Annotated in this window: 8 protein-coding genes; 5 read left to right on the top strand and 3 right to left on the bottom strand. The window is 38.5% G+C overall.

Translation table 11 applies throughout. The features are described from left to right. Positions 1 to 82: 82 nt before the first annotated feature. Complete coding sequence (gene mscL / locus ACUNWD_RS04115) at positions 83 to 502, top strand: large-conductance mechanosensitive channel protein MscL (protein WP_445586505.1); 420 nt, start codon at positions 83 to 85, stop codon at positions 500 to 502. Positions 503 to 595: 93 nt separating this feature from the next. On the opposite strand, the gene ACUNWD_RS04110 is transcribed toward mscL, so the two are convergent. Together ACUNWD_RS04110 and ACUNWD_RS04105 are read right to left on the bottom strand one after the other, a co-directional pair. Continuing rightward, entirely contained in the window at positions 596 to 1,423 is an 828-nt protein-coding gene (locus ACUNWD_RS04110; RefSeq protein ID WP_445586504.1) for a nitroreductase family protein, read from the bottom strand. A gap of 133 nt (positions 1,424 to 1,556) precedes the next feature. Beyond that, positions 1,557 to 4,622 (bottom strand): PAS domain S-box protein, encoded by a 3,066-nt coding sequence (locus tag ACUNWD_RS04105; RefSeq protein ID WP_445586503.1) that lies wholly within the window; start codon positions 4,620 to 4,622, stop codon positions 1,557 to 1,559. 214 nt (positions 4,623 to 4,836) lie between these two features. Between ACUNWD_RS04105 and ACUNWD_RS04100 the strand changes: the two genes are divergently transcribed. Continuing rightward, positions 4,837 to 5,670, top strand: coding sequence for an aminotransferase class IV (locus ACUNWD_RS04100; protein WP_445586502.1), 834 nt, complete (start codon positions 4,837 to 4,839; stop codon positions 5,668 to 5,670). A 39-nt stretch (positions 5,671 to 5,709) separates the two neighbouring features. Here ACUNWD_RS04100 and ACUNWD_RS04095 read toward each other — a convergent pair whose 3' ends face one another. Then, positions 5,710 to 6,426 (bottom strand): Crp/Fnr family transcriptional regulator, encoded by a 717-nt coding sequence (locus ACUNWD_RS04095; protein WP_445586501.1) that lies wholly within the window; start codon positions 6,424 to 6,426, stop codon positions 5,710 to 5,712. A gap of 331 nt (positions 6,427 to 6,757) precedes the next feature. On the opposite strand from ACUNWD_RS04095, the gene ACUNWD_RS04090 reads away from it, so the two are divergent. The 3 genes from ACUNWD_RS04090 (at position 6,758) to ACUNWD_RS04080 (ending at position 19,955) form a co-directional block, all read left to right on the top strand. Next, positions 6,758 to 7,111, top strand: coding sequence for a hypothetical protein (locus tag ACUNWD_RS04090; protein WP_445586500.1), 354 nt, complete (start codon positions 6,758 to 6,760; stop codon positions 7,109 to 7,111). Continuing rightward, the gene (locus ACUNWD_RS04085) at positions 7,108 to 12,507 is read left to right on the top strand and encodes a cadherin-like domain-containing protein (protein WP_445586499.1); all 5,400 of its coding nucleotides are present in this window, start codon (positions 7,108 to 7,110) and stop codon (positions 12,505 to 12,507) included. The genes ACUNWD_RS04090 and ACUNWD_RS04085 overlap by 4 nt, the downstream gene beginning before the upstream one ends. Positions 12,508 to 13,121: 614 nt before the next feature. Beyond that, entirely contained in the window at positions 13,122 to 19,955 is a 6,834-nt protein-coding gene (locus tag ACUNWD_RS04080) for an Ig-like domain-containing protein (protein WP_445586498.1), read from the top strand. The last annotated feature ends 48 nt before the right edge of the window (positions 19,956 to 20,003 follow it).

Raw genomic sequence — 20,003 nt, 5'->3', positions numbered from 1 at the left:
AATGGTGCATTGCATTTGATCAACAAATCTATTAACTTGATAATGAAATTGTTTTCAGGTTTATCAATTAAATTTATCGATTATGGGATTAGTGAAAGAATTTAAAACTTTTGCCATGAAAGGCAATGTTGTCGACATGGCTGTAGGTATAATTATTGGAGGCGCTTTTGGAAAAATTGTAGCTTCTTTTGTAAATGACGTGCTGATGCCTCCAATCGGAATGTTATTGGGAGGTGTTGACTTCAAAGAATTAAAATACGTATTGCGCGAAGATGTGCTTAATGAGGCAGGCGATGTAGTTACCAAAGGAGCTACCATTTTATATGGTAATTTTATTCAAACTACGATTGATTTTATTATCATTGCTTTTGCCATTTTTATGATGATTAAAGCTATGAATAACTTGAAGAAAAAAGAAGAGGCAAAACCTGCACCTGCACCTCCCGGGCCTACAAAAGATCAGGAACTTTTAACTGAGATTCGTGATTTATTGAAGAAGTAGTTTTTGTGTTGTATAAATGAAAATGGTTATCTCGTAACAGAGGTTGCCATTTTCGTTTACAGAACTATCACTTGAATGATCTTATTACGATTCTCATAAGTTAATCCTATTTAAGTTCAAACCTTCACTTTGAACAGCCCTGGCATATTTGATAGCTGGCTTTCCGAAAAGCAGCACAGATGCAACTAAATGATTATCCGGTATTCCAATTTGATTTCTAATTTCAGGATCGATATCGTTGATAACCCATTTCACCATTCCATTCCAAAGTGTTCCAATACCATGGCTGTTTGCCAATAGTTCAAAATAGCTTAGAGATATATAACTATCTGCATCAGGTGTGGTAATCGTATTCGGAGCAGATGCAATCAACAGGTGAGGAGCATCGCGAAAAAGCACATCAATTTTTTTGCTGTTCCATAAACGTTGCAGGTCAAATAGCAAGGATTTTGACTCTGGTAAACGACCTTCTTCCTTCGCTTGTTTAATGCTGTCGTAAACCAATTCACGAAGTTTATTCAAGTCTGATTTATTGTCGACTACCGAAAGTAGAACCTTATTTTTGTTATGCCCGGTTGGGGCAAAAGCCGTAGTTTCCAATAATTGCTGAATTAATTCATAACCGATTTCTTCTTTTTTGAATTTACGGATGGAACGTCGGGTTTTAATTAAATTAGACATTTCTCCGGGGGAAGGGATTTTGTTTGTCACCGGAATACTATCATCCGGATTTTTGCCTAAAATAGATAAAGCTCCAGTTGGACAAACTGCCAGACAATGTTGACAACGGATACACTGGCTTTCTTTGCCTTCCTTAATTTCAGGATATTCAGTCTTGCCATTAATAATCAGCATGGGACACTCCAATGAACATAGTCCACATTGGGTACATTTATCGGTATTTATTTTGAAATCAATCATCTTTGGAATCCTTTTTTAATGAAGGAGACAAAGGTATATATTGTGGTTTGAAGTTGATAATTGTAAAAAGATATTCGTTTTCAGATTTAAGAATATTCTTTAACAAGAATAAGCTTTGGGATAGTAAACTTATTTAGTCTTTGTGGTAAGGAATAGAAACAGTAAAGGTGCTTCCTTTTCCAACTTCAGACTCAACTATTATTTTTCCATTTAGCGCATCAACATACGATTTAACGATAGATAAACCAATTCCTGAGCCCTGATATTTTCTATTAAGAGCTAAATCAGCCTGAACAAATGGGTCAAAAATAATTTTCAATTTATCTTCAGGAATTCCATCTCCTGTATCTTTAAAGAAGAAGTGAAGCTGTTTATTTTCTATGTAATTACCGATTTCAATAGATCCTTTGGGTGTGAATTTTACAGCATTTTTAATTAGGTTCATGATGATACTATCCAACTTTTGTTTATCAGATTTTATTAATGCTGAATTAACGGGAATTTGCCTTGTAATCTTTAAGTCGACTCCTTTTCTATCTGCATGTAATTTGAAAAAATTGAAATGATGTTTAATCATTTCTGAAACGTCAACTTCCTGATGGGTCAGATTAATATCCCCAATTTCGATTCTCGAAATCTCAATAATATCATTGATTGTATTTAATAATCGCTCACCACTTTTATTGACGATATCGACATATGATATTCGTTCCTCTTCCTTTAAATCTGGATCTTTCAACAATTCCATAAAACCGAGGATGCCATTCATCGGAGTTCGAATTTCATGCGACATGTTCATTAAAAAGGCTGATTTTAGGCGATCACTTTCCTGCGCTTTATTCTTGGCATCGATTAATTCAATCTCACGCAATACAGCTTTTGTCACGTTCCTGTTAATACCAATCATTCGTATCGGTTTATTTTCTTCATCAAGTAAAGTAACAGCATCAGCTTTAATGTGAAGGATTTTGCCGCTTGGATGAACAACACGGAAGGTAGTGTTGAATTTTTTGGTTTGATTTAGAGCAAGGTTTACTTCTTCGATTGCTTGTTCCTTATCTTCAGGGTGGAGACCATTACCCCAGGAATCAATTTCTCCTGTAAAAGTATCGGGGGTCATTCCATAAAGTTCAAACATGCGGTCATTCCAAACCATATTGTTTTTTTCAATATTCCAGTCCCAAATACCAAGTTTTCCTGAATCAGTTGCTAATTTTAACCTGAAGTCACTTTCTTCAGCTTTATCCTTTGCCAGCTTTATTTCGTTTTGAATTTTGACACTTTCGGTAATATCATCAAAAACCGCGACCAGTTCTCCAGTGGGTAACAAAAAAACATAGTTTTCATAGTAACCATCCAGTCGTTCATCACTATAAATTTTAACTGGATGATGTGCAGGTTTTTTTGAGGCAACTACTTTTCTAAATATTTTAATTAGTCCAAACTCATCAATTCCGGGACGAACCTCAAAAATACTCTTTCCAATAAGCTCGTTGCGGTTTTGCTTGTCAATTCTTTCACCTGCATCATTGAAATATTTGAAAATAAAATCTTTTCCATCATCGACAACATCATATACGGCGACTCCACTATTTAAATTGTTAAAAAGATCATGGAATATTTTCTCACTTTCATCAACTTTCTTGTCGGCTTCAATACGCCTCGTTACATTCCGGATTAATCCTTGGGTTCCTTTGATTTGTCCGCTGTTGTCATAAAGAAATTTGGCATTAACTGAAACCCAAAAAGTGGAAGAATCTTTGCGTAGTCCTTTGGATACCCAATCGTGAATTTTTCCCGAGTGATGCAGCTTCTTGAGAATTCTTTTTCTTTCTTTTCTGCTTTCATATAAGTTGATTACCGGCATTCCTATCATCTCCTGTACAGAAGAATATCCAAACATATTTACAGCTGAAGAATTGATATAGGTAATATTACCTTCCATATCAATTTGGAAATAGGCATCATCCAGATTATCTAAAATTCCTTGCAATTTTTCTTTAGTTTCGACCAATTCTTTTTCTGCAATTCTTTTCTCTGTAATATCATTGAAAAGCTTCAAGTATGCCTTTTTACCTTCAAATAGAAAACCAGTGTGACTTATTTCGTAAGTTCGGTTATCAACAATACCGTCTGCGGTATTAACGATTGTTTCACCAACAACAATGTCATGTTCCAATGGACAAAATGGACAGGGTTTTTGATCCTTTCGATAAGATTCCCAGCATAATTTACCGACAATATCATCACCAAAATGATCTTTCATAATATTGTTGGCGAATAGAATTTTGCCTGATTCATTGATAATTTCCATTCCGAAAGGAATTGCATCTATCAATGCGCGATTGAGTTCATTTGCTTCTTTTTCTGATTTTTTAAGTTGTAATATTTCAGTCAAATCTATAAAAGAAGCTAATGCTAGATTTCTTCCCTGTGTTTGAACCAGTTGCGAATTCATTACCGCTGAAGTGACTTCACCATTTTTTTTGATGTATTCAAATTCAAGATTCTTAATGAATCCGGTAGATGTCAACGCGTTTAGCATCGTATCAACGACTTGAGGATTTTTGAACAAACCAATATGCAGAGGTCTTTTTCCGATAAGTTCATCTTGCGAATAGCCAGTAAATTTCTGAAAAACTTCATTTACATCTTCAAAATGATTATCATGATCAATATCAATAATACATTTAGCTATAGGACTTTCTTTAAATATTGCCGTGAATTCTTCTTTAATAAGTTTTTTGGATATGAATGTGTTAATCTTTTCAGAAATTTCTTTAAGAAGATTTCGTTCTTCTTTTGAAAAGGGACCTTCATATTCTTGTGGTTTTTCTGTCAGGTAGCAGACTTCAATAAGTGCATTGGGTTGATTTTCAATAGAAATGATTTCAGATTGCTTCCATTTTGTGTTAGTGAAATTATTCGTTTTAAATTCGTTGTTGCCCAATGTAATTCTTACACAAGTGATTTCTGGATATTGCCAGCCAGCTGGAATAATTTTTATCGCTTCTTCCAGAATATCTTTGGAGCTCAGTTTTTTATTCCCAAATAGTTCACTCAGCTTATAGATTACCTGACATTTTTTCTCCACTTCAGCTAAAAAGTTCTTAAGCAGATCCTTCTCTTTATGAACTTTTACTATAGTTTCAATTAGCTCTCGTTTTGTCAAATGATTAAATTCTGAAGGGTTATTCATACGGCACATCTATTTTATTAGAAAAATAGATGGATACAAGTTAACAGATGTTGTTGTTGTTTTAATTCTTAAATTTATGCTATATAACAAGGTGATATTTGCTAGATAGTTTAACAATTACAAGAATTGCAACCTTATTTTTATAATTAGTGAAAAATAGACAGCAAGTGCTTTAAAGTGAAAGGCTTATTTTTATTTTGAGATATTTAGTATTATGATTGGTTTTAATAATGGTATTTATCAGGATTTAACAAAGATTTCCATTCCGATTACGAGTATCTCCATCAATCGGGGATACGGTGCTTTTGAGTTTTTAGAACTGTTGAATGGTAAACCTTTTTATGGCGACCGACATTTGAAACGGTTCCTTAAAACGCTGAATATTTTAAAATTGAAAACTGATTTTGACGATCAGTTGGAGCAAATCTTGAAAGATCTTATTGAAGCGAATGATCTGAGGGATTCCTATATCAAGTTGTTTGCTTTACCCCATGATTCTAATTTTCATGAATTCTATCAGTCTGCATTGTATGTTTTTCCGACGGAAATGCCGAATTATCCTGCATCCTTTTATTCCGATGGTGTTCAGTTGGCAATGAAACAGTTTGATCGCTTTTTGCCCTTAGCCAAATCGACCAATTACCTGGCAGGACAGTTCTGGATGAATGAGCTGACTGACGAGCGCATTGTTGATATTCTTTTCCACGATGGCGAAACTGTGCAGGAAACTTCGCGGGGCAATGTATTTATGGTGAAAGATGGTGCAGTAGTTACACCTGCCGAGGGTGTTCTAAAAGGAGTGACCCGTGGACTAGTGCTGGAACTGTTACCGGAACAGGGGATTCTCCATGTGGAAGCTCCCGTTCGCTTACCGATGCTGTTGACGGCTGACGAAGTTTTTTTGACCAGCACTACCAAGCATATTTTGCCTGTTGTCAAAATTGATGATCATGTTATTAGCGATGGAAAACCTGGAGAAATTACGAAGAAGGTGATTCAATTGTTTGAGCAACTAAGGACAAACTTTATAGCTAAAGAGTCGAATTAGATTTAGTCAGCATTACGATAAAACTGCTATGGTTATAGGTTAGTGTTTACCATGTACGACTTCCAACTCATTACTTAAAGCTTCCAGTTCTTTTTCATGTGACTCCCAGGTGATATTTTTTCGAATTCTACTCAAGCTTTGTTGTGTAACTCCGATATAAGATGCAATGTCTTCCAATTTTGATTCTAGTGCAACACTAGGGAATTCTTTTAAAAAGTGTTTGTACCTATCTTTCGCATCAAGGGTTCTCAATAAAGCTTGTTTGTAATGTGTCATTCCAAGGTAATTCGCCACACCGATAGCGCAAAATTTCGCAATATCAAGATTTGAAAAAATCATATCTACAAAAGGAATTCGGGGAAGTTCTATAAATTCGCATTCCGTTACTGTTTCGAGTGTGATGCGAGATCGTGTGCCATTGAGCAATGAAACCGTTTCGGATAGTATAATTGGAGCCACCCGAAAATCATATACAAATGACTTTTCATTATAATGGTCTTCACATTTAACAGTACCTTTTCCAAGGAAACGAACCGAACTTTCAACATGCATGTAATCAAGTAATCGAACTCCTTTTTTTACCCTCCAGAAATTCATTATGCCACACATTTTTTCCCAGGATTCATCAGAAACAGGACTGGTAGCATTTATAAAATTTCGTAATTGATCAGCATACTGGAGGTAGTCTTTTGGATTTAGTGGTTGCATGGTTTGTTCTTTTTTCTGCACAGACTGATTCAGTCTTCTATCATTCAATTCATCTATTTTTTCATTCAATCTTTCTATACGCTATTGGGGAGATAAACATATATCTGTTTTCTGCCAAAGTAGTGATTTTTTTACCATATGGTAAATTTTAAGAAAACTCTTTTTTTTACTTTTGGCGTATTCGAAACAGGGTCATTTCAGACTGACAGTAATATACTGTTATTCAGTGGTTAAATATTGCGTGCATTATTGAATAAGTAGTTTATGTATTATCGTCAATTCAATATTGAACTTATTGAAAAGTATATTCAATAGGGGTATTGATTGATGATTAAGTGCAAAGAAAGAAAAACGAATTGTGATAAAGGGAGATGAAATAATGTACAGCGCTGAAGTGTCCCGGGAAAGCAGGGAGATAAATATTGCGGTTGTTGGTGGAGGTACTGTGATTTATATACATAAATCGCGTCTAAATCAAATTAACAGGTTGGTTTCGGCTTTTGAAAACATCTGTCGTATTTTCAACCATGGTTTGTCCATAAATTCCATGCTATTTCTAAACGGATTCATCGATTACTCTTCAAAATTAAAATTTGGCCTGCAAATCACATTGGACAGTCATTCCATAGAGAATTCACAAGTTTTATTCCAACAAAATGGGATGCAAGCTTCCTCATTATTTTGCGAAAGTATGGACTATGAAATTGACATTAAAAAACCAATAATAAGATGAAAAAATTAACAACTAAACCTGCTCGTTTTGCCGCATGTAAACTAGTATTTCTTGCGGTACTTTTTCTTGTAACATTTACATCAGTAAAGGCACAAAATAATGCACTTTATTTTAATGGAAGTAGTTCATACATTACAGCTGATGGAGTAAATAGTAAAGTTGGTGGAGCGTCTGAGATGAGTATGGAGGCGTGGATTTATCCCATTGCAACCAATGGACAAAGATTTGTTTTAACATTTCATCAAAGTGATTATGAAAACAGGATGTTGTTTGGGTTGAAAGATGGTAAGCTAGTGCTAGGCTACTATGCTACAAGTGATATGACTGGTTATGGTGAATCGACTGTCCCTTTGAACCAATGGTCACATATTGCATTCTCGTTGGCATCAGACAATACAGCAACTGTTTTTCTTAATGGGGCAGTTGAATTTACATTTACAATTCCTGTAAGGCCAGATAATACTGGAAGGTTTTCAATTGGACAGGATTGGGATGGCACAAGTCCAACTGATCATTTTTTCGGATATATGGATGAAGTTCGTGTTTGGAATGATGTCAGATCACAATCCGAAATTCAGGCAAATATATATAAGGAGCTTGCTGGTGATGAGGCCGGTTTGGTCGCCTATTATAACATGAATGGAGGTAGTGGAAATACACTTGAGGATAATAGCCCAAATTCAAGTATTGGAACGTTTGTTGGCTCACCTGCGTGGAAAACCTCAGGAGCTTTTGCGGGACCGCGAAATGCATTGGATTTTGATGGTACCGATGATTATGTATCCATACCAACTAGTCCAAATCTTAATATTATAGGGGATATTACATTGGAGGCTTGGGTTAAGATGGATGCCCTTCCTGGCAGCTATTGCAGATTTATTTGCAAGGGAAGTACCGATAATAATGAGGCTAACAATATTTTATATGCATTAAATATAACTTCTACCGGGCGACTTGAATTTGCTTATGAATATGGTGCAGGACAATACGTATATCTTCCAACGGCCGGTTCGATACCTGTTGGAGTATGGCAACATATTGCAGTTGTTAGAAAACAATCATCAAAGGAAGTAACATTTTATGTTGATGGAAAACAATTTGGAGCAGTTAAAATTTACACTCATGAACCTACTGGAGGAGCTACTGGAATATTAACTATTGGGGCTTTCAAAGGAAGCTCTCCAACCAATCTTTTTAACGGTGAAATGGATGAAGTACGCATATGGAGTAAGACCCGAACGGCATCTGAAATACGAGAAACCATGATGCAAACGCTTACCGGAAATGAATCCGGATTGGAGGCTTATTATCGTTTTGACGAAGTTGGGGGTACTACATTATCTGACTATACCGGCAATAATCATATTGGAACGTTAACAAACATGACAGGGTCTGAATGGACCAGTTCTGACGCTTTTAATACCTGGCTGGGGGTCACATCTTCTAATTGGAGCAATGCTGCTAACTGGTCGGATGGAGTTCCATCTTCAGCAGATAATATTGGAATTTATAAAACTGATTTAGGGAGCGAAAATACCGTAAGCGGTTCACCAACACTTAACAACCTGTTTATTTCTTCTTCTTCAACACCTACTTTGTCTTCAGGTATTACGGTAAACAGCAATTTAATTTTAAATAAGAACGTGAATTTGAACGGGCAAGATGTTGTCCTTGGAAATACGGCTCAACTAATTGAAGATAATGGCTTATTTTTAGGCACTTCAGGAACGGTTAAAACGACCCGAAACTTGTCAAACATCAGTTCTGAAAATGTTGCCGGACTTGGTGCAATCATCAGCACTACTGCCGATATGGGGGAGACAACCATTGTTCGAGGACATAATTCATTTACAATGGGTTCCAATAATAGTATAAAACGCTGTTTTGACATCACTGCTGCAAACAACAACGACTTAAATGCAACACTTTCTTTTTCTTATAGCGATAGCGAATTAAATGGAAATACAGCTGCAGAGTTGAACTTATTCGAATCAACCGACAACAAAAGCACCTGGCAATATAAAAACAGCACTGTCAATACTGACTCAAAAACGGTTAGCTTGAATGGAGTAGGCACATTTGCCAGCTATACTTTATTTGAAGACATACCCTTAGATATTTCCCTTTCACCTGCATCTATTGCCGAAAATAAGCCGGTTGGCACTCCTGTTGGTTCTCTTTCATCCTTGCCATCAACCGGAGCATATTCTTATAGCCTTGTTGCCGGAGAAGGAGATACTGATAATGCCGGCTTTAGCTTGAAAGTAAATTCAGAAGTGGACCAGAGTTCAGGTTTGGGAGACAATATTAGCCTTAACCTTTATGGTTACACAAACGTTTGGCAATCCTTTACTGCGGGAAGCTCTGGAACTTTATCAAAAATTGCAGTGAGATTTGATAATAGTGTTTCTGTCAACGACATGTTGACAATTAAAGTTTTTGAAGGTGAAGGGACAACTGGAACTTTGCTCGGGCAATCAACGACAGGATTGGTAAAGGGTGAACTTAACTATGTAACGTGGGACTTTAATGGTATTGCAGTAGAAAAGGATCAGTTATATACCTTTGTATTTACCGATTTATCCACACAATCTTCCTTTATTCCATTGATAGTATGGTATCGATCAGAGGGGTATTCTGGTGGGGAGTTAAATCATACTGGTTGGCCTTCTGCTTTTGATATGTCCTTCAAAACGGAAGTATCGACATCAACTGAGCTCATAACCAAGGCATCGTTTGATTATGAATCTAAGACTTCATATTCAACAAGAATCAGAGCAACCAATTCGTATGGCAATTCGTATGAAGAATCAATTACAATTTCTGTTAATAATGTAGATGACGTTGCACCAACCGTTGAGACCAATGAAGGAATGACCCTGAACGAGGGCGCCACCAAAGGGCTCATTCTGGCTATTCTTGAAGCAAATGATACCGATACCGATAACAACTCCCTGACCTTTACCATCACTTCAGCTCCGGAAAACGGACAGCTTGAAAACACAGATGCAGCAGGGACAGCGATCTTCAGTTTTACCCAGCAAAACCTGATTGATGGAAAGATTCAGTATGTCCATGATGGAAGTAATACCACCAGTGACAGCTTTACTTTTAAAGTGGCCGATGGCACGCCAAATGAACTAACCGGGCAGACTTTTAGTATTACCGTTATTGCAATAGATGATGATACACCGACAATCGCGACTAATGATGGGATGACCCTAAACGAAGGTGCCACAAAAGGATTGACTTTATCGATACTGGCTGCCGATGATGCCGATACTGATAATAATACGTTGACTTTTACGATCACTTCAGCATTAAGTAATGGACAGCTTGAAAACACGGATGATCCCGGAGTCTCAATTTCATCGTTTACCCAGCAAAACCTAGTAGATGGCAAAATCCAGTACGTGCATGATGGAAGTAATACCACCAGTGACAGCTTTACTTTTAAAGTGGCCGATGGCACTCCGAATGAACTAACGGATCAGACGTTTAGTATTACAGTAACAGCAGTGGATGATGATACACCGACAATCGCGACTAATGATGGGATGACCCTAAACGAAGGTGCCACAAAAGGATTGACTTTATCGATACTGGCTGCCGATGATGCCGATACTGATAATAATACGTTGACTTTTACGATCACTTCAGCATTAAGTAATGGACAACTCGAAAACACAGATGATCCTGGAGTCTCAATCAGTTCATTTACCCAGCAAAAACTGGTTGATGGAAAAATTCAGTACGTCCATGATGGAAGTAATACCACCAGCGATAGCTTTACTTTTAAAGTGGCCGATGGCACTCCGAATGAACTAAGGGGTCAGACCTTCAGTGTTACGGTGACTGCCGTTGATGATGACACGCCAACCATTGCAACCAATGAAGGAATGACGTTAAACGAAGGAGCAACCAAAGGATTGACTTTATCGATACTGGCTGCCGATGATGCCGATACTGATAATAATACGTTGACATACACTATTACCTCTGCATTTAACAATGGACAACTCGAAAACACGGATGATCCCGGAGTCTCAATCAGCTCATTTACTCAGCAAAATTTGGTTGATGGCAAAATCCAGTATGTCCATGATCATAGTAATACAACCAGTGACAGCTTTACCTTCAAAGTTGCCGATGGTATACCAAATGAACTAACGGGTCAGACTTTCAGTATTACAATTATTGGCATTGATGATGATCCACCGACAGTTTCAACAAACGTGTTGATTAATGTTGTCTCAGCATCGACAACAATGGGAGGAACTGTTATTTGGGATGGAGGTCTGAGTGTTACCGAACGGGGGGTTGTTTATTCTTCAACAAATACCAACCCTGAAATTGGAAACATAGGTGTAACTACAGATAGTAATGGAACAGGAACCGGAAGTTTTACTGAAAGGATCAATGATTTGTTGCCGAACACAACATATTATGTGAGAGCATATGCGACCAATTCTGCTGGTACAACTTATGGAGATGTAAGAAGTTTTACAACCAGCAAATTAGACCAAACGATTACTTTCCCTGATATTGCAGAAAAGATATATGGCAACGAGGATTTTAGTCCAAATGCAACTGCATCATCGAATTTAAGTTTGAGTTATTCTTCATCAGACAGCGAAGTGGCTACTATTGTGAATGGGCAGATTCATATAACAGGAGTTGGGACATGCACAGTATCAGCATCTCAGTCTGGAAACTTAACATATCGCAAAGCAGAAACTGTGGACAGAGTTTTGATTGTTCAAAAAGCTCAAGCAGCTATTACTATTAACAATCAGGTTGTGGTTTATGATGAGTCACCTCAAGAACTTTCGGTTGTCACAACACCCGAAGGTTTGGATGTAATAATTACTTATGATAGAAAAGAAGTGGCACCAACCGATGCAGGTATTTATGAGGTTGAGGTGGTAATCAACGATGTGAATTATGAAGGAATAGCTTTCGCACAAATTCAAATCCTTGCAGATACAGACTTGGATGGAATCGCTGATGAACAGGATACCGATGACGACAATGATGGACTAACTGATGACGAAGAAATAGCAATGGGAACCGACCCAACGAATCCGGACTCTGATGGTGACGGTTTAAATGATAGTGAGGATCCTGCACCAAATATTCCAACAGGAGTAAATTCATTGAAACTTGACCAACAAGTCAAAGTTTATCCAACATTTGTAGATGATGTGTTTAGTGTAGAACTGGAAGAGGATGATTACAAGGTTGTTATTTACAGTGCAAATGGGGTGATTATCGGTTCAAGGGAAGATTGTTCAGCAAAAGAAACCTTTAAGATTTACAATGCTTTACCGGGTATGTACTTTGTTAAAGTGTCCAATGAGGATCAATCGGTTGTGAAGAAAATTATAAAAGAGTAAAAGCACTTTTTGAAAGAAAAGGGTTTAATAGTTGAGGCTGTCTTTAATTGAAAGGCAGCCTCTCTTTTTTTGTATAGATTAACAGGCAAGAACGTCACGGAACTTTTAATAACAGAATTTTAATTTTTATTAAGAGTCTCTGAGTTTTATTTAGGTGATGGGAATAATTATTCAATTTATTATGATAATTGCATCTCATCACTTCATCCTGAGCAATAACTACCCCATTTATTGCATTTATAATGGTTTTTATTAACAAACGGGTTTTGATAACTTTATCATTATCTGGTATTGGCAAACCTATAAGTATAGTTAAATTCAACGAGTAAAATTAAACATCTGTTCGTAAAATTGATGACGAATAGATTTATATCAATCATAATTTGAATGTGAATATTGTTTCCTGATAAGTTCAAAAAATTATTTTCAGCACAGTGTGCTTAGGCAAAAGTTCGGGTGGAACAAATAATTTTATTTCAATACACATTATAATCAGGCTTATAGTTAGGCAGAAAGAGTGATAAAACATAATAATTATGGCTGCCTTGTCGGGCAGAGAAATGGTAAATCTGTGTTTTCAAAAATTAACTAACAAAGAATATAGAAGTATAATTATGAAAAAATCCATTTTATATTGGGGTATATTGTTATTTCTTATCATGCCAGGTTTTGGTTTTGCCCAGAACAATGCCTTGCAATTTGATGGGACGGATGATTACGTGGAAGTTGACTATAGTGCTGCGCTTAATCCTGCTGCTTTTACCGTTGAAGCCTGGGTAAATGTTGATGCTATAAAAGATGAAGCAATCGTAAGTTCACGATATGAAGCAAGCATTACCAGATATGGATATTCTATGTATATAGCCAGTACTGGTGAAATCGAATTTCAGACTGGAAGCGGAGTTGTTTCAGAAGATTGGGATTATTTTAGACCGTCTTACACTGTTTCAACTGGCAATTGGACTCATATTGCCTGTGTTTATGATGGAACCACGAAGAAGGTTTATCTGAATGGAGTACTTGTAGGTACAAAATCAGTGACTTACGCATCAAATCCCTCCTCTCCTTTACGGATTGGTGCCGGAGCAACGGAAGGATTACCTCAATATTTTACAGATGGTAAAATTGATGAAGTCCGTATTTGGAATGATGAACGTACCGAAACTGAAATTCGCCAGAATATATACCGGGAATTACCTGATCCTGCATCTGAAAGTAATCTGGTAGCTTATTACCAATTCAACGAACCATCAGGGACTACTTTAAGCGATAGTAAAGGGAGTCATATTGGTGTTTTGAATAATATGACCGGAGAAGAATGGGTACCTTCATTAGACATGTACGGACCAAAGAATTGCCTGGATTTTGATGGGGCGGATGATTATGTGGATATTCCCAATGATGCCTCTCTTAATAATAACAACTTCACAGTAGAGTTCTGGGTGAAGGCTGATGCTAATGCTACGAGTTGGGATGGAGTTATTGACAAGGGAAGATATACTGGTGCCGGACAGACAGCCAACGATTGGTATTTTATGCTCTACGAGGGCACTAGGGTAATGATTTTTGGATCTCAGTTATCAGGAGGGGACATTTATGTTGATCTTGAAGATGATAATTGGCATCATATTGCAGGTATATATGATGGGACAAATACGATTTTTTACAAGGATGGAAAACTTATGCAGACCACAACACCCTCAGGATCATATACGCCTAGTAACAACGGAATAAGATTAGGAGCAACATTGTCGACAAATTATGAGTCCAACATTCATTTAGATGAAGTCAGGGTATGGTCCGATGCAAGAACTGCATCAGAGATTCATGAAAATATGTGTACAACTCTTATTGGTGATGAAAGTGGGTTGGTTGCCTATTATCAGTTTAATGAAACAGAAGGAACAACTCTTTACGATGCAACTTCCAATGGGAACAATGGAACACTGGTAAATATGGTTAATTCAGCCTGGGTTTCTTCAGATGTTTTTACCACTTGGCTTGGAACAACCAGTAGCGATTGGGGCACTGCTTCCAACTGGAGCAACGGGGTACCTGTATCGACATCAAATGTGGGGATTTATAAGTGGGATGGAGGCTATGAAACCACGATTTCCGGAACGCCAACTGTCAAAGATTTATTAATTTCTTCAGGAGCAAATCCAACTCTTAGCTCTAATTTGACTGTAAATGGGAACCTTGTTCTTGGCAAAGATATGGGGCTAAATGGTAAAACAATTACAATTGGTTCCCGGGGGAACCTAGTGGAAACAGGAGGTGTTTTCTCGGGAACTAGTGGATCAATCACGACAACCCGAAATTTAAATAATATCAATGCTGAGAATGTAGCTGGCTTGGGTGCTGTAGTCACTACTTCATCCGATATGGGATCAACCACAATTACTCGTACTCACTATCAGGCAGGAGGCTCGCTTTCCATGAGTGTGTTGAGGCAATTCAATATTATTCCAACCAATAACAGTGGGCTGAATGCTACTTTAGCATTTAGTTATCTTGATAGTGAGTTGAATAGCCTAACGGAATCATCATTGAAGCTATTTAAGTCAACCGATAGCGGAACTATCTGGACAAATCAGTCTTCTTCCACAGTCGATACTGAAGCCAACACACTTACTTTAAATAACATTGATAGCTTTTCACTTTGGACAGTTGCAGTACCTAATATAGCACCAACAGCCTCAAGCTTTTCTTCTTCATCAGGTCCTTATGAAAATCTGGTTTATACTTTTTCAACTTCAGATTTTGGATACTCTGACGCAGATAGTGATCCAATTAATCATATTAGGGTAACAGCAATTCCGGCAAGCGGCACTTTGTTTGTTGATGCTGATAGCGATGATATTTATGACGGAGGGGAAGAATTATCAAATAACGACCAAGTGTCAAAAGCAAATTTAGATGCTGGAAATCTTCAGTATTATACCAATGGCACTACAAATACCTCTTTTACTTTTGATGTGAATGATGGAACAGACTACAGTCTCTCAACTTATACCGCAACCTTAAATGTTATTCCGACACCTACGGTATCGCTTTCAATGAACACGACCTCACGGCTTGAGGGTGTCACAACAAGCAATATTGTAAAAGCAACACTTTCAAATTCTTATGGAGCTATTGTAACTGTTAATCTAGGGTTTTCGGGTATGGCTACTGGCAGTGGTGTTGATTATTCTATAAGCGGCACTTCAATAAGTATTCCGGCAGGTAGCACCGAAGGTACAATCAATTTAACCAATGTCCCCGATGCGCTGTACGAAGGTGATGAAACAGTGGTGATAGATATTGCTGGGGTTACCAATGGTATTGAAGATGGAACCCAGCAAGTGACTTATACCATTACAGACGACGACACTAAACCAAGTGCTACTTTGGAAATTCTATCCTTCTATAATCCGATTGCAGATGAGAGTGGCGGGCAGGCATACATTAGAGGAAAAATTAATGCCATAGCTGGGGTTACAGTTTCAATTCCGGTATCATTCTCAGGAACAGCGACCGGCGGCGGAACCGATTTCTCAGTAACCGGGACTACAATTACACTATCTCCAGGAGAAACGATGGATAGTATTCGGGTTACCTCACAATATGACGGTATAGAAGAGGGAAATGAGACGATCATCATTGATATGGGGACACCTACCAACGCAGCGGAAGATGGAACTCAACAAGTAACTCTTAATATTATAGATGAGGATGCGAATCCGCCGTCCGGTTATTCAGCGACCATTGACCAGAGTCAGATTAATTCCGGGAATAAAAATTCTGTGAGTTACACATTTGCCGGTGCAGAAGTGGGAGCTACATATAATTATTCTCTTTCCAGTTCGGGAGGTGGAGGACCAGTAACAGGATCCGGAACCATAGCAACTGCGACAGATCAAATCGCAGGAATTGACTTGAGTGGTCTGGGTGATGGAACAATTACGCTGTCTGTAACTTTGACTGACATATATGGAAATACGGGATCTTTGGTAACTGATACAGAAACGAAAGATACAGTTGCACCATCTGCTCCTTCAAACCCTGATTTAGCATCGGGGTCAGATTCCGGATCATCATCAACGGATAACATTACCAATGATACCACCCCAACCTTTACAGGAACTGCAGAAGCTAATGCAACCGTTACAATCATTTCTTCAGTCGCTGGTTCTTTGGGAACCACCACAGCCGACGGCAGTGGAAACTGGTCGTTTACCAGCAGTACTTTAACTAATGCCAGTCATAACATCACAGCCACAGCTACTGATGCTGCAGGAAATACAAGTTCAGCGTCTTCAGCCTTGGCTCTAACGATAGATACTTCTTCACCATCGGCACCGTCAACACCTGATTTAGCAACAGGTTCAGATACAGGTACATCATCAACAGATAACATTACCAGTGATACCACCCCAACCTTTACAGGAACTGCGGAAGCCAATTCAACTGTTACAATCATTTCTTCAGTTGATGGAACTTTGGGAACCACTACAGCAGATGGCAGTGGAAACTGGTCGTTTACCAGCGGAGCATTAACGGCTACCAGTCATAACATTACGGCCACTGCCACTGATGCAGCAGGAAATACGAGTTCAGCGTCTTCAGCCTTGGCTCTAACGATAGATACTTCTTCACCATCGGCACCATCAACACCTGATTTAGCAACAGGTTCAGATACAGGTACATCATCAACAGATAACATTACCAGTGATACCACCCCAACCTTTACAGGAACTGCGGAAGCCAATTCAACTGTTACAATCATTTCTTCAGTCGATGGAGCTTTGGGAACCACTACAGCAGATGGCAGTGGAAACTGGTCGTTTACCAGCGGAGCATTAACGGCTACCAGTCATAACATTACGGCCACTGCCACTGATGCAGCAGGAAATACAAGTTCAGCGTCTTCTGCTTTGGCTATTACGATTGATACTTCAGCTCCAACGGGTTATTCAGTGGTGATTAACCAAAGCCCTATTGGGAATGCAAACGTTGATGTTGTAAGTTTCACCTTTTCAGGTGCAGAAGTTGGAGCAACATACAATTATACGTTTAGCAGTAATGGTGGCGGGACGAATGTTACGGGATCATCCACAGTTAGCAGTTCGAATGAGACCATTTCAGGAATCGATTTATCTGGCTTAAATAATGGGACAATTACCCTGAGCGTGACCCTTACTGATGCCAGTGGAAATACCGGATCAGCAACAACGGATACAGAAACAAAAAATGTTTTGCCGGTTGTTGCTTTTGACAGCACTACTTCAAGTGGTGCCGAAAGTGTAAGTTCTGCTGATCTTGCAGTATCCTTAAATACGACCAGCGGTTCAGTTGTCACTGTCAATTATACGGTGACTGGAACTGCAGCTGGTAGCGGAGCAGATTATACACTTGTAAATGGTGTCTTATCTTTTAATGCTGGTCAAACATCAAAGAATATTACCATTGCAAGTATTGTTGATGATGCTATTTTGGAAGCAAATGAGACAGTGATTGTAACACTCTCCAATCCGACTAATGCAACTTTAGGTACGAATACGGTTCATACCTATACAATAACCAACAATGATGCAGCCGCGGTAACGATAGCCGATGTTAGCGGAAATGAAGATGACGGTGCAATTACTGTGACAGCAACACTGGACTATGCGGTTCAAGGTGGTTTTACGGTTGAGGTAAATACAGCAGATGTTACAGCAACAACTATTGATAGTGACTACACGGCTGTTTCGGGTCAAACGTTAACATTTGCAGGTACAGCCGGTGAAACTGAGACATTCACTGTTACACCCACTGCCGACACTAAATTGGAAGCAAATGAGACAATCTCAATAAGCCAATCAAGTTTAGGCGGTACTACTTTGGCGGTAAACATCACGGACGGAGCCATATTAACTATTGACAATGACGATACAGCAGCTGTTACAATCGCTGACGTAAGCGGCAATGAAGATGACGGGGCGGTTACTCTTACAGCTACGCTTGATTTCGAGGTCGAAGGTGGTTTTACAGTGGATGTTAGTACAAGTGATGGAACCGCAACAACTGCAGACAACGATTACACTGCCTTAAGTAGTCAAACATTGACCTTTGCAGGAACAGCGGGTGAAACGCAGAGCTTTACGGTAACTCCAACAGTTGATACAAAATCTGAATCTAATGAGACTTTAACAATTAGTCAAAGCAATTTAGCTTCAACTACTTTTTCTGTTGATATTACTGATGAAGCGACTATTACAATACTTAACGATGATGGCGCACCGCCAACGATCTCGACCTCAAATATTTCAACTTACAATAGCAGCTCAGCAATCCTGGGCGGGGATATTTCAGATGATGGAGGGGCAGCGGTTATCGAACGGGGGGTTGTTTATTCCTCATCCGATACCGATCCTGAAATTGAGGATGTAGGTGTTACGGCCAATAGCAACGGGACCGGTGATGGAAGCTTCTCAGAAAGTATTAATGGGTTGTCCGCAAATACGACCTATTATGTAAAAGCCTATGCGGCTAATTCTGTCGGGACTTCATACGGTGAGGTAAAAACCTTCACGACAAGCAAGAGGAACCAATACATTACTTTCCCGGAGTTTGAAGCAAAGGTATATGGTGACGGGGATTTTAACCCTAATGCAACAGCTTCATCGGGATTAACGGTTAATTATACATCATCAAATGAAGAAGTTGCTACCATAGAGAGTGGTTTGGTGCATATCGTTGGGGCCGGGACTTGTACTATTTATGCTTCACAGGTCGGTAGTTCAACTTACTATAGTGCAACAACGCAGGAAAGGATACTGGTTATTGAAAAAGCGCAGGCTAACATCACTTTAGATGATCTAATAGTGGTTTACAACGCGACACCTAAAGAGGTCTCTGCTACGACCACTCCTGAAGGCCTTGATGTAATAATTACTTATGATGGAGAAGAAGTGGCTCCAACCGATGCAGGTATTTATGAGGTTGAGGTTGTTATCAACGATGTAAATTATGAAGGGATAACTTCTGCCCAAATGCAAATCCTTGCCGATAGTGATTTGGATGGAATCGCTGATGAACAGGATACCGATGACGATAATGATGGACTAACAGATGAGCAAGAAATAGCAATGGGAACCGACCCAACGAATCCGGATTCTGATGGTGATGGATTAAATGACAGCGAAGATCCTGATCCAAATATACCAACTGAAGTAAGTTCATTGAAACTTGATCAGCGAGTTAAGGTTTACCCAACATTTGTAGATGATGTGTTTAGTGTCGAACTGGAATCAGGTGATTACACTGTTGTTATTTATAGTGCAAATGGGGTGATTATCGGTTCAAGGGAAAATTGTTCAGCAAAAGAAACCTTTAATATTTACAATGTTTTACCGGGCATGTACTTTGTTAAAGTGTCCAATGATGATCAATCAATTGTGAAGAAAATTATAAAAGAGTAAAAGCGCATTTTTTAAGAGGAAAGAGTTTAATAGTTGAGGCTGTCCTAT

Source organism: Sunxiuqinia sp. A32, assembly GCF_052690465.1.
The sequence above is the reverse complement of the archived record's forward strand: the minus strand, read 5'-3'. Positions and strand labels throughout refer to the sequence as shown.